Consider the following 12,535-nt stretch of genomic DNA (forward strand, 5'->3'; position numbering starts at 1 on the left):
CTGATCTGCGGGATGAAGCGCTGGGCCATGCACAGGCGCCGCCCGCGGTTGGTCAGCAGTTCCACCATCACGCTCAGGTTGGGGTCACCGGCCTCGACCCGGAACACGCCGGCCCCGCCCATGCCGTCCAGCGGTTTCAGGATGATGGTCTGATGGATGGCCTGGAAGGCGCGGATGTCGGCCGGACGGCGGCTCACCAGGGTCGGGGGCGTACACTGCGGGAACTCTACCGTGAACAGCTTTTCGTTGCAATCGCGCAGCGCCCGCGGGTCGTTGACCACCAAGGCGCCAGCGCGCTGGGCATGTTCCAAGAGATAGGTCGTGAAGACATAGTCCATGTCGAAGGGCGGGTCCTGACGCATCAACACCGCGCTGAGATCAGTGAGCGGGCGGGTGGTCTCGGCGCCGAGCCGGTACCAGCCGGCCGGGTCGTCAGTGACCGTGACCGAGCGCAGGCGCGCCAGGCTGCGCCCCTCGCTCAGGAACAGGTCGCCCGGTTCCAGATAGGCCAGTGACCAGCCGCGCCGCTGCGCCGCCAGCATCATCGCGAAGGTGCTGTCCTTCTTGATGTTGATGGACCCGATGGGGTCCATGAGGAAGCCGATTTCGATGCTCATGGGGGCAGTGTAACGCAATGGCGGTCAGGGCCGTACCGTGGCGTTGGGCGGGAGGTCCAGGGGTTCTTCTCCCTCCCCCCTCGTGGGGGAGGGTTGGGGAGGGGGGCATCGATGGCCAGAGCCCAACCGGCAGGGTGTCAAGAGGGTCTTGACTCAAACCCCGGGTGGTCCCGACCGCCCGGTGAGGCCCCGCTGAGGGATCGCGTTGCTGCCGACGGCCGCCTGTCAGTGCGTCGGGGCGATCAGGTCGGCGATGTTGCGTGCGGCGGTCCGGGCGGTCTGCGTATGCACTCCACACCACGGCGTCGCTCTTGATCGAGTCCTGATAGAATAGCGCGGTGTAGAATGCAATCGCCGAATTGTAAACCTGTCGGTCGGGTTAGGCGCGCGCTGCACGGCATTTATAAGACAAGCAGACGCTGAACGCGCGCCGTAACCCGACATCGAACTCGGCATGTCGGGTTACGCTGCGCTAACCCGACCTACGCCTTCACTCACCGATCGCCAATTGAGGATGACCAGATGTTGAATCGCCGTTCTATCGCCCTCCTGCTGGCCCTGCCATTGGTTGCCACTCAGGTCAGCGCGTACAGCGCAACGGCCATGGTGCCCGCGCCACCGCGAAAGATGAACGTTGCGGTCGCCATGGCCGTTCCCTCGTCTCTCCCAGCCGGCGCGGGGGCAGTGGAGCGCGCCCCAGGCGCGATTTTCACGGTCAGTCCGTTGCCGTCGCTCGAAGGGCTGGCCGGGACGGTGAGCCGCGCATCGCGGGAGAGTCCTTATCTATTGATCGCGGCGAATGGGTCGACGCCACTGTCACTCAAGGGCGACGCGGCGAAAGACCCGTAACTCCTCGCTTTACTTATGAAATTTGATATGAGGGAGGAGCTTGAGATCCTGCTGAGGCTCACTGCCGGTCAGCGTGAACGGGTCATGGGTCATTATACACTCGGCAAGGAACAACCGGGCCTCGCCCCGAGGGCGCTCGCCAGCGGCGTCAGTGGCGTCGTACACGGGTTTAGGGACATGGAAGAGGCTCGTGCAGTTGTCGCTGAATTGGAAGCGGGGAATGCTCTAAAAGACCGCCGTGTCCCTATACCCAAACTGTGGTTTTCGGGCGCTGCGGAGACGTTTCCAGCGGCTGCAAACTATCTCGCAGTAGAGCTGAGTAATTCGAAAAAACTGAGTCAACAAGTGAGCGATGCGCTAAAAGGAGCGGGCGCTGAGGCGAGACAGCAGAGCCCTGAGGCGAAACAGCGGAGCGCTGAGTCGAAACAGCGGAGCGCTGAGTCGAGACAGCATATCGCTGAGACGAAAAAGAGGATCGCGAAGTCTGAGGCTGAGATCGCCCGGTATGCGGAGAGTCTCAAAACCATCCAGGCATTGCTCAAAGCGACCGATGCGGCCAAATAGATTGGCGCGTCCCTGAATGATCCCTGCGTGACTGACGCCGAGGGTGGCATCGGGGCCTTGATCATCGTTGCAGCCAGCCGGATTTCTGGTGGATGCGCTGCGCTTATCCACCCTACAAAGCCCACCCCGCCGTAGGGTGGATAAGGCGCGCCGCACGGTGTCGGGGACCGGGTGCCTGGGTCGCGCGCGCCGCATCCACCAATCGATTGCATGATGCCGCCCGGAATGGCTGCGCCGAGACCAGCCCTCTTGCCCTCAACTCGCCGCGATCCGCCGCACCGTGTTCGGCAAATGGTCCCGCACCACCTGCGCAAAGGCATCCAGTGCCGCGCGACGGGGAAAGCTGCGGCGATAGACCAAAGAGATACGCCGGTGGGCCTGCGGCAGCAGGGTCAGCGGCCGGGCGATGATGCCGCTGTCGGTCATCCAGCCGCCGCGGATGGTCAGGGCCGGGACCAGGGTGCAGCCGAAGCCGGCGCCCACCAACTGGAGCAGGGTCTCCAGGCTGGCGGCGCGCAGGTCGGCCATCTCGCCGCGGGTGGGGCGTTCATCCAGGTGGCAGATCTGCATCACCTGAGCGGCCAGGCAGTGGCCGTCGGCGAGCAGCAACAGATCGATGGAGTCCAGGTCGGAAGCCTCGATCTCGTCCTTCTCGTAGAGCGGGTGATTGCTAGGGTGGGCGAGCCAGAAGGGCTCGTCGAACAGTGGCTGGGCCTCCAAGTCCGCATCCTCGGGCGTGGTCGCGAGCAGGGCGGCGTCGATTTCGTGACGGTGCAGTCGCCCGACCAGCGATTCGGTGATCTCCTCCGACAGCACCAGACGCAGTTTGGGATAGGCGCGCTTGAGCGGTACCAGCACCAGCGGCATCAGGTAGGGGCTCAGGGTGGGGATGGCACCGATCCGCAAGGGGCCGGCCAGCGGGTCCTGATGGGCGCGGGCGAGCTGGTCGATGGCGTCGGCCTGCTCGACCGCCAGGCGGGCGTGGGTCAGGATGCTCTCGCCCACCGCAGTGATCTCCACTGAGCGGTTGGTGCGTTCGAAGATGACCACGCCCAGCTCATCCTCCAGCTTCTTGATCTGTCCGCTCAGGGTGGGTTGGCTGACGAAGCAGCGATCGGCCGCCCGCCCGAAATGGCGGGTCTCGGCGACGGCGAGGATGTATTTTAGGTCGCGCAGGTTCATATGGGCATGATAGCGAGTTTTCGCCAACATGAGGGAGTCGATCCATGAACAGTCTCGAGCAGTTGAAGACCATGACCACCGTCGTCGCGGACACCGGCGACTTCGCCGCGATCGCCGAATATCGGCCGCAGGACGCGACCACCAATCCGTCGCTGCTGCTGAAGGCCGCGCAGTTGCCCCAGTATCGCGCGCTGGTGGAGGATGCCGTGCGGTTCGGCCGGGAGCGGGGCGGCGCTGACCCCCAGGCGCAGACCCAATGGACGATGGATCGGCTGGCGGTGGACTTTGGCGCCGAGATTCTCAAGATCGTCCCCGGGCGGGTCTCCACCGAGATCGACGCGCGCTTGTCCTTCGACACCGCGGCGACCATCCGCCGCGCCCAGTGCCTGGTCGACCTCTACGAGCAGGCCGGTATCGACCCCAGCGCCCGGGTCCTGTTCAAGATCGCCTCCACCTGGGAGGGGATTCGCGCCGCAGAGCTTCTGGAGCGGCGCGGCCTGCACTGCAACCTCACCCTGCTGTTCAGCTTCGCCCAGGCGGTGGCCTGTGCCGAGGCCGGTGTGACCCTGATCTCGCCCTTCGTCGGGCGCATCCTGGACTGGTACAAGAAGGACCAGCAGGTCGCCGGCTACCCGGCGCAGGACGATCCCGGGGTGCTGTCCGTCACCCGCATCTTCAACTATTTCAAGCGCCACGGGTATCAGACGGTGGTCATGGGGGCGAGCTTCCGCAATATCGATGAGATCCTGGCGCTGGCGGGCTGCGACTATCTGACCATCGCCCCGGCGCTGCTCGCTGATTTGGCAGCGCGCGACGCGCCCCTGGTCCGTCAGCTCGAGGCGGCCACGGCCCTGACCCTGGATATCCCCAAGGTCAGCTATGACGAGCCGGCGTTGCGTTGGGAATTGAACGAGGATCCGATGGCGACCGAGAAACTTGCCGAGGGCATCCGGATGTTTGCGGCGGATACCAGGAAGCTCGAGCAGTTCACGCATGACTTCGGTCGCGATGCCTGAGTTCACCGCGACCTGCCCGTGGCCCGGATGGTGCGCGAGCGCAGTCCGGGGCGAGTTCGCGGATGGCGAAAGGGTCTGCGGGCGGCGGCGGGGCCCTGGATTTCGCTGCGCTGCATCCAGGCTACGACTGGAACAGCCCCAGATACTGCGCGAAGGCATAGGTCTTGCCGCGCTTGCCGCCGGTGGTCTCCTTGAGGATGCCCAGCCGCTCCAGGTCCGCGACTAGCTTGTAGGTTGAAGCCGGCGAGAGTTCCGCCGCCGCGCCTAACCGTGCGGCATCCGCCAGGGGTTGGCCGTACAGGTAGTCGATGACCTTGCGGGCCTTGGTGGCACGGCTGCCCAGGGTCGCGATTTGGGTGTCCGTTTCCCGCTGGAGCCTCAGGATGGCGTCGAAGGTCGCCACTCCGCCGCGGGCGGTTTCGATCACCCCGACCAGGAAGAATTTGAGCCACTGCATCAGGTCGTTGCGCTCGCGTACCCGCATCAGGTTGTCGTAATAGAGTACGCGGTTGCGCTCGAAGAAGTCCGACAGATAGAGGACCGGGCGTTTGAGTATCCCCTTGCTCACCAGATAGAGGGTGATGAGCAGGCGGCCTACCCGTCCGTTGCCGTCCAGGAAGGGATGGATGGTCTCGAACTGGTAGTGCACCAGGGCGATCTTCACCAGGTCCGGTAGCCGGTAGGCCTCATTGTGTACGAAGCGCTCGATGTCGGCGATCAGGTCCGGGATCTCCGTGTGGAGCGGCGGCACGAAGACTGCGTCGTCGATGGTGGCCCCGCCGATCCAGTTTTGGCTCAGTCGAAACTCGCCGGGCTGCTTGTGCCGGCCGCGCACGCCTTGCAGCAGGGTGCGATGGGTGTCGCGGATCAGGCGTGAGGACAGCGGCAGTTCGGGCAGCCGCGCGACCGCCTCGTTCATGGCGGTCACGTAATTCTGGACCTCCTCCCAGTCGTCGCGCCGGTCCAGGGCGATCTCCTCGCGCTCCTGCAAGGCCTCCGCGATGTTGGTGCGGGTCCCCTCGATCCGGCTCGACTGGGTCGCCTCCTTGATGACGTGCATCCGGATGTACAGGTCCACGTTCGGCACATAGTCCGAGAACATGTCCAACCGGCCCAGTTCTCGCTCGGCCTCGCCGAGCAACTGGATCAGCCCCATGTCGTCGATCTGCCAGGGGCGGTCCAGCGGGGTGGGCGAGAAGCTGCGGTAGGTCCTCTGGTCCACGAGTCGGCCTGACTGGAACTTGTTCATGCCTGCCGCTCCACGCTGGAAACTAAAATAGGGTTGAGCGTTATTTTAGTTATCTGATGGAATATAAAACAAGGCGGATCGTTGTTCTTGAGGGAAGCGGCCGGCAACTGTCCCGCGGTCACTGGTACCGGGATCCTCTGCAGCATCCTATATGTGCGACTTTCCTCATGAAACTGGAGCACATTGAGCGGCAAGCGGTGCCGGGATCGTCTGCAGCATCGCACGGACTGGTTTTCGCCGGAAAAGTCGTGCGAGGGTCCCTCCGTGCACCCGATTTCAAGCGCCTGCAGACCCCCGAGGGTGAGTGTCCCGGTTGTCTTGCCCTGAGCCCCTACCCCCTATATACTGTGATCTGAAGAGTCCGCAGCACAACATCTAGTATTTCAGAGGGAGACCCTGCCATGGCAAGCGCGCAGAATAATATCGCCAGCCTGCCCCTGCGCGTCTTGAAGCGCGACGGGCTGGAAGTCGCCTTCGATGCCGCCAAGATCGAGTTCGCCATCCTGCGCGCGGGCCAGGCGAGCGGCGAGTATGGGGACATGGAGGCGCGGCTGCTGACGGCCCAGGTGGTCAAGGTGCTGGCCCACCGCTTCGGCGGGGGGCGCCTGCCCGACATCGAGGCGATCCAGGACGTGGTGGAGCAGACGCTGATCGCGGCCAACCACTTCGAGACCGCGCGCTCCTACATCGTCTACCGCGAGCAGCACACCCGGCTGCGCGACCATTCACGCACGCTGGTGGACGTGGCCGCCTCCATCGACGAATACCTGGATCGCTCCGACTGGCGCGTCGCCGCCAACGCCAACCAGGGCTACTCGCTCGGTGGGCTGATCCTCAACACCTCCGGCAAGATGATCGCCAACTACTGGCTGTCGCACGTCTACCCGCCCGAGATCGGGGAGGTCCACCGCGACGGCGCCGTCCACATCCACGATCTGGATATGCTCTGCGGCTACTGCGCCGGCTGGTCGCTGCGCACCCTGCTGCACGAGGGGCTCAACGGGGTGCCCGGGCGGGTCGAGGCGGGGCCGCCGCGCCACATGTCGAGCGCGGTGGGCCAGATCGTGAATTTTCTGGGGACCCTGCAGAACGAGTGGGCGGGCGCCCAGGCCTTCTCCAGTTTCGATACCTATATGGCCCCCTTCGTGCGGACGGACCGGCTCGACTATGTCCAGGTCCGCCAATGCATCCAGGAACTGATCTATAACCTGAATGTGCCGTCGCGGTGGGGGACCCAAACCCCCTTTACCAATCTCACCTTCGACTGGGTGTGCCCGGAGGACCTGCGCGAGCAGATACCGGTGATCGCGGGCGAGGAACAGCCCTATACCTATGGCGACCTCCAGGCCGAAATGGACCTGATCAACCGCGCCTATATCGAGGTGATGACCGAGGGCGATGCCAAGGGCCGGATCTTCACCTTCCCGATCCCGACCTATAACATCACCCCGGACTTCCCCTGGGAGAGTGAGAACGCGGACCGGCTCTTTGCCATGACCGCCAAATACGGCCTGCCGTATTTCCAGAATTTCATCAACTCCGAGCTGACGCCGAATATGGTCCGCTCCATGTGCTGCCGCCTGCAGCTCGACCTGCGGGAATTGCTCAAGCGCGGCAACGGGCTCTTCGGCTCGGCCGAGCAGACCGGCTCGGTCGGGGTGGTCACCATCCATTGTGCCCGCCTGGGTTATGAATACCCGGGCCACGAGCCGGCCCTGATGGCGCGCCTGGATCGCCTGCTCGAGCACGCTCTCAACAGCCTGGAGATCAAGCGTAAGGTGGTGCAGCGGCATTTGGACGCAGGGCTCTTCCCCTATACCAAGCGGTATCTGGGGACCCTGCGTAACCACTTCTCCACCATCGGGGTGAACGGTATCAATGAGATGATCCGCAACTTCACCCGCGATCAGGACGACATCACGTCCGAGACCGGGCAAGCGCTTGCCATCCGGCTGCTCGATCGGGTGCGCGCGCGGATGGTGGAGTTCCAGGAGTCCACCGGGCACATGTACAATCTGGAGGCGACCCCGGCGGAGGGGACCACCTATCGCTTTGCCCGCGAAGACCAGAAGCGCTGCCCCGGCATCCTCCAGGCCGGGACCCCGGACGCGCCCTATTACACCAACAGCACCCAGTTGCCGGTGGGTTTCACGGACGACCCCTTCCAGGCCCTGGCGATGCAGGAGCCGCTGCAGTCCCGTTATACCGGCGGGACCGTGCTGCACCTGTATATGAGCGAGCAGGTCTCCAGTGTCGAGGCGTGCAAACGGCTGGTGCGCCGCGCGCTGACCAACTTCCGCCTGCCCTATATCACCGTCACGCCCGTGTTCTCCATCTGTCCCAAACACGGGTATCTGGCCGGTGAACACGAGTTCTGCCCGATGTGCGATGAGGAAGTGATCGCACGCAAACGCCTAGCCAAGGCCTAGCCGCCAATGAACATCATCAATACCAGTACAGAAGAGAGAGCGACCATGAATGAGCAGAACACCGTGACCCTGAACCCGGAAGAACGCACAAGGTGCGAGGTCTGGACCCGGGTCATGGGTTACCACCGCCCGGTCGCCGCCTTCAACGTCGGCAAGCGCGCCGAGCATGGCGAGCGCTGCTACTTCACCGAGACCCCGCGCGGTACGCCCCTGCGCGTCCTGCACCAGGTCGCCGCCTGATTACCACCGCCGCGATCCCGTGGGAGCGGCGTCCCGCCGCGATTGACCGACCGTTGAAGGAAAGCCCATGGGAATTGCACAGTCGCCGGATGTGATGACCGCGGTGCCGGCGCCAGCCGTCCCGCCGGAGCTGCGTGTCGGTGGTCTCACCCCGTTGACCACCGTCGACTACCCCGGCGAACTCGCCGCGGTGGTCTTCTGCCAGGGTTGCCCTTGGCGCTGCCGCTACTGCCACAACGGCCACCTGCTGCCCCCGCGTGCGCCTGGGCAGATCCCCTGGGCCGAGGTGCGCGCCTTCCTGCACAGCCGCCGCGGACTCTTGGACGCGGTGGTCTTCAGCGGCGGTGAGCCGACCCTCCAGCCTGCCCTGGGTGCGGCCATGACTGAGGCCCGCGCCCTGGGCTTCAAGGTCGGGCTCCACACCTCCGGCGCGTTCCCGGCGCGGCTCAAGCCACTGTTGCCCCTGCTCGACTGGGTGGGGCTCGACATCAAGGCCCTGCCGGCGGACTATCCGGCGATTACCGGCGTCCCCGGCTCAGGTGAGCGCGCCTGGGCGAGTCTGGCCCTGCTGCTGGAGGCCGGGGTGGCGTTGCAGGTGCGCACCACCCCGATGCCCGGTCGGGATAGTCCCGCGGAACTGGAGCGACTTCGCGAGCGCCTCGTGGCCCTGGGTGTGCGTGATCATCGTGTGCAGCGCTGCCGCACCGAACATACACTCGATCCGAGCCTGGCCGCTCCGAGTACCGCCCGGCCATTCACCGCCGGATCGGCTGTCGATGCGACTTAAGTCCCACCTACGTGGTCGACGCGCGCTCAGTGGATCTCAATCCGTCGCCAGGCCCCCGAGCGCCAGCGCAGGGCCATCATGGTCCCGAGCACGGCCACATAGACGAGCAGGGCGGTCCAGCCCCCGGCAACGCCGAGCCCGAACTGCGGCAGCCAGTCCACCCAGCCCGCGCCGGGGGCGAAGGTCAGCATGTGCACTAGCGGCAGGAAACCGAGCCAGGACAGCGCGAGCGTCATCACTGCCGGCACCCGCACATCGCCAGCCCCGCGCAACGCAAAGCCGCAGCCCAGATTGAGCCCGTCGAAGATCTGGTAGGCGGCGCCGAGCCAGATCAGCAGCGCGGCGGTCTGCGCCACCGCGTGCGCGTCGGGGTCCGCCGGGTTGATGAAGAGCGGCATGGACCAGGGGCCGGCCAAGGCGAGCAGCAGGCTCACCAGGCCCATGTAGCCGACGGTGAGCTTGATGGACGCGTTGCCCACCCGGCGCGCCCAGTCGCGGTCGCCCGCGCCGATCGCCTGACCTACCAGGGTGGTGCCGGCGCTGGCGATGCCGATCGCCGGCAGGTAGGCGATGGAGGTCATCATCATCGTGACCTGGGTGGCCGCCCCCGCGACCGTGCCGAGATCCACCTGCATGAGCTGGAACAGGCCGGTCCCGATCAGGTCCGCGGCCGGCAACAGGCCCATCGGCAGGCCCAAGGCCAGGGCGCGGCGCATGGGGATGGCCCGGGGTTGCCAGTGGAGATGGCTCGCGAAGTCGCGGCGGGTCTGGGGGTTGAGGAAGATCCGCAGTCCCCAGAGCAGGCCGACCGCTTGGGCGGCGGTGGTGGCCCACGCGACCCCGGCCACCCCGAACCCAAAGGCAAAGACCAGGACCTGATTCAAGACCACGTTCGCCAGGCCTACGGCGGCCATGAGCCCCAGGGTGATCCAGGTCCGGCCGATCCCGTTGAAGAAGCTGGTGAGGCACCAGAGCGCGACGCCAAAGACCGAACCGGCCACGCGCGGGAACCAGAAGTCCAGGGCCATCGCCTGGAGTCCCGGCGGGAGGTGCGCGGGGGCCAGCAGCCAGCCGCCCGCGAGCCCCGCCAGGACGAAGAGTGGGCTCATCAGCAGCACCACCCAGAGCCCGCTCCAGGTCGTCTGGGCCGCCCGCGCGCGCTCCCCGGCGCCGTAGGCTTGGGCGACCAGGGTCTGGACCGCGATCGCCGCCCCGCCAAACAGTAGCACGAAGACGATGGCGAACCAGAAGACCGCCCCCACGGCGGCGGTGGCCTCCGCCGAGATCCGGCCCAGGAACCAGGTGTCGGTGAGATTGAGCACCGCCTGGATCCCGCTGTTCAGGAACAGCGGGGCGGCGAGCGCGAACACCGCGCGGTAGTCCACCCGGCGCCGACCGCGGTGGTCATGGCGCAGGGCGGGCAGGGTGCGGGGGAGTGACTCAGGGGTGATGGGCGATGGCCTTGTCCGTAAACAGATAGTCCCGCAGTTCCTTGTCGAAGGCCGGGTCCTGACGGCGGATCCATTCCAGCACCATGGCCCCGTGCTCCTTCTCCTCATCGCGGTTGTGGGCCAGGATGTCCCGCAAATCCGGATCCTTGCAGGCGTCGACCCGCTGGTTGTACCAGTCCACGGCCTCTAGTTCCTCCATCAGTGACAGGATGGCCCGGTGCATGTCCTTCGTCTCGTCGGACAGTTCCTCGATCGGTTCATGATACCCCTCGTGCGCCATGGCATGATCTCCGCGTGTGCAGTGGTTGAAGCGGTGGGCGCGCGTTGCCGCGCATAGGCCATTGTCGGTGTCTGGCGCCGCGCTGGCAATCCGCTAAGGCGATTTCCGGAAAACTTGATACCAACCACCGTCGGATCGGATGTAGGTGCGACTTAAGTCGCACCTACACTTGGCGGTCCGCTTAGTTTCGGAAATCACCTAAACGCTCGCTTGCAGACGGCCGCCCGGCGTCAACCGCCGGTCTGCGTGCCCTGAGCGCGCAGCAGCGCCTCGAAATAGGGGATTGTTTTCGCGAGTCCCATTTCCAGTGCGACGCCGGGCTCCCAGTCGAGTTGCGCCTGTGCCAGGCTGATATCCGGCCGGCGTTGGGCCGGATCATCGCTGGGCAGTGGCTCATAGGTGAGGCGTGACCTTGAGCCGGTCATTGCGATGACCTTCTCGGCGAGTTGCTTGATGGTAAACTCATGGGGATTGCCGAGGTTCACCGGGCCGGTGAAATCGTCCGGTGTATCCATCAGTCGCACGAAGGCCTCGATCAGATCATCGACAAAGCAGAACGAACGGGTTTGTGCGCCATCGCCGTAAATGGTGATGGACTCGCCCTTGAGCGCCTGGACAATGAAGTTTGACACCACCCGCCCATCGTTCAGGTGCATGCGTGGGCCATAGGTGTTGAAGATGCGGGCCACCTTGATGCGCAAATGGTGCTGCCGACGGTAATCGAAGAACAGGGTCTCGGCGCAGCGTTTGCCTTCGTCATAACAGGAGCGGCGCCCAATCGGGTTCACATGGCCCCAGTAGTCTTCGGTCTGTGGATGCACTGCCGGGTCGCCGTAGACCTCGCTGGTGGATGCCTGCAACACCTTGGCCTTGATGCGTTTGGCGAGCCCCAGCACATTGATGGCGCCGTGCACCGAGGTCTTGGTGGTCTGCACCGGATCGCGCTGATAGTGGATCGGCGAGGCGGGGCAGGCCAGGTTGTAGATCTCGTCCACTTCGATATAGAGCGGAAAGGTGACGTCGTGCCGCATGAGCTCGAAATGCGGATTGCCGATCAGATGGGCGATATTGTCCTTGGTGCCGGTGAAAAAATTATCCACGCACAGGACGTCATGCCCGTCGGCGACCAAGCGGTCGCACAGGTGGGAACCGAGGAAGCCCGCGCCGCCGGTGACCATGATCCGTTTGCGCAGGGCGTATTGTGCGTAGGGTGCGTTCGTGATGGGTGTGCTCATGAGGGACTAGTTGCAGTCAGGGTGGTTGATGTCATCCGGATTGAGTGTCACCTGAAACGGCGCCCGCCGGAGCTGAAAGAAGTCGAGGCCGCTCGGCGGCCGCTACCAGGTGTCCACGTTGCCCGGCGTGAGTCGGACCGGGTGGTGTTCCGGAGGAAAGCCCGCCGCGCGGTAGCCGCGGAAGCGCTCCCGGGCGGCGGCGCGCACCGCGGGGTCCTGATCCACTGGCTCGCAGACGCGCGCGAAGCGGCTGTAGAAGGGCGGGGTCTCCAGGGCCAGGTTGATCAGGACCTGGTTCTCGTCGGTCGCGGTGCAATCCAGTCCGATCAGCACTGGGGTGAGTACCGGGTCGCTCTGGCCCACCAGGCCGTGGGGGATGAAGCTCTCCTGGCGGTAGGTCCAGAGGAGCCGATCGAGGTGGCGCGCCGCCGCCGCGTCCGGGCAGTGGACGAGCACGCGCAGCGACTGCGCGCGGGTGCGCTCCACGAGTCGGCAGGTAAGCAGGTAACGGTCACCGGGGCTGTCAGGCTCCAGGGTGTAGAAGTCGATGCGGGGCATTTTTCTGGTGGCCAGTGGCTGGTGGCGAGTGGACAGGGGGGAGTGTATCGCTTAACGTCGCTGGGCGTGCGCCGCGAC

General features: G+C 65.2%; 13 protein-coding genes. 6 read left to right on the plus strand and 7 right to left on the minus strand.

Annotated features, from left to right (window positions below; genetic code table 11):
- The coding region (gene gshB, locus QZY44_RS07280) for a glutathione synthase (RefSeq protein ID WP_295444335.1) at positions 1–617 on the minus strand (617 nt) is incomplete at its 3' end.
- Between the two features lie 522 nt (positions 618–1,139).
- On the opposite strand from gshB, the gene QZY44_RS07285 reads away from it, so the two are divergent.
- Both QZY44_RS07285 and QZY44_RS07290 read left to right on the plus strand, forming a co-directional pair.
- Positions 1,140–1,466: a hypothetical protein gene (locus QZY44_RS07285; RefSeq protein WP_295444339.1), complete on the plus strand. Its 327-nt coding sequence runs from the start codon at positions 1,140–1,142 to the stop codon at positions 1,464–1,466.
- A gap of 27 nt (positions 1,467–1,493) precedes the next feature.
- Entirely contained in the window at positions 1,494–2,030 is a 537-nt protein-coding gene (locus tag QZY44_RS07290) for a hypothetical protein (protein ID WP_295444340.1), read from the plus strand.
- A 255-nt stretch (positions 2,031–2,285) separates the two neighbouring features.
- Here QZY44_RS07290 and QZY44_RS07295 read toward each other — a convergent pair whose 3' ends face one another.
- Complete coding sequence (locus QZY44_RS07295; protein ID WP_295444365.1) at positions 2,286–3,212, minus strand: LysR substrate-binding domain-containing protein; 927 nt, start codon at positions 3,210–3,212, stop codon at positions 2,286–2,288.
- Positions 3,213–3,256: 44 nt separating this feature from the next.
- Between QZY44_RS07295 and tal the strand changes: the two genes are divergently transcribed.
- On the plus strand, positions 3,257–4,228 hold the full coding sequence (gene tal, locus QZY44_RS07300; RefSeq protein ID WP_295444343.1) for a transaldolase: 972 nt from the start codon (positions 3,257–3,259) through the stop codon (positions 4,226–4,228).
- A 121-nt stretch (positions 4,229–4,349) separates the two neighbouring features.
- Here the strand turns inward: tal and QZY44_RS07305 are convergent, their stop codons facing one another.
- Complete coding sequence (locus tag QZY44_RS07305) at positions 4,350–5,477, minus strand: Fic family protein (protein ID WP_295444346.1); 1,128 nt, start codon at positions 5,475–5,477, stop codon at positions 4,350–4,352.
- Positions 5,478–5,878: 401 nt separating this feature from the next.
- On the opposite strand from QZY44_RS07305, the gene QZY44_RS07310 reads away from it, so the two are divergent.
- From QZY44_RS07310 to QZY44_RS07320, 3 genes are all read left to right on the plus strand, one after another.
- Positions 5,879–7,906 (plus strand): ribonucleoside triphosphate reductase, encoded by a 2,028-nt coding sequence (locus QZY44_RS07310; protein ID WP_295444349.1) that lies wholly within the window; start codon positions 5,879–5,881, stop codon positions 7,904–7,906.
- A gap of 45 nt (positions 7,907–7,951) precedes the next feature.
- Positions 7,952–8,146 carry an anaerobic ribonucleoside-triphosphate reductase gene (gene nrdD, locus QZY44_RS07315; RefSeq protein ID WP_295444352.1) on the plus strand — a complete coding sequence of 65 codons (195 nt, stop codon included), beginning with the start codon at positions 7,952–7,954 and terminating at the stop codon, positions 8,144–8,146.
- 94 nt (positions 8,147–8,240) lie between these two features.
- The gene (locus QZY44_RS07320) at positions 8,241–8,933 is read left to right on the plus strand and encodes an anaerobic ribonucleoside-triphosphate reductase activating protein (RefSeq protein ID WP_295444367.1); all 693 of its coding nucleotides are present in this window, start codon (positions 8,241–8,243) and stop codon (positions 8,931–8,933) included.
- Positions 8,934–8,959: 26 nt separating this feature from the next.
- On the opposite strand, the gene QZY44_RS07325 is transcribed toward QZY44_RS07320, so the two are convergent.
- From QZY44_RS07325 to QZY44_RS07340, 4 genes are all read right to left on the minus strand, one after another.
- Entirely contained in the window at positions 8,960–10,318 is a 1,359-nt protein-coding gene (locus QZY44_RS07325; protein ID WP_295444355.1) for an MATE family efflux transporter, read from the minus strand.
- 55 nt (positions 10,319–10,373) lie between these two features.
- A complete protein-coding gene (locus tag QZY44_RS07330; protein ID WP_295444358.1) occupies positions 10,374–10,664 on the minus strand; it encodes a ferritin-like domain-containing protein in 291 nt (96 codons plus the stop codon).
- 230 nt (positions 10,665–10,894) lie between these two features.
- Positions 10,895–11,899 carry a UDP-glucuronic acid decarboxylase family protein gene (locus tag QZY44_RS07335; protein WP_295444360.1) on the minus strand — a complete coding sequence of 335 codons (1,005 nt, stop codon included), beginning with the start codon at positions 11,897–11,899 and terminating at the stop codon, positions 10,895–10,897.
- A gap of 102 nt (positions 11,900–12,001) precedes the next feature.
- Positions 12,002–12,457 (minus strand): DNA polymerase III subunit chi, encoded by a 456-nt coding sequence (locus tag QZY44_RS07340; protein WP_295444363.1) that lies wholly within the window; start codon positions 12,455–12,457, stop codon positions 12,002–12,004.
- Positions 12,458–12,535 lie beyond the last annotated feature (78 nt).

Source organism: uncultured Thiodictyon sp., from assembly GCA_903837595.1.
Classification (GTDB): domain Bacteria; phylum Pseudomonadota; class Gammaproteobacteria; order Chromatiales; family Chromatiaceae; genus Thiodictyon.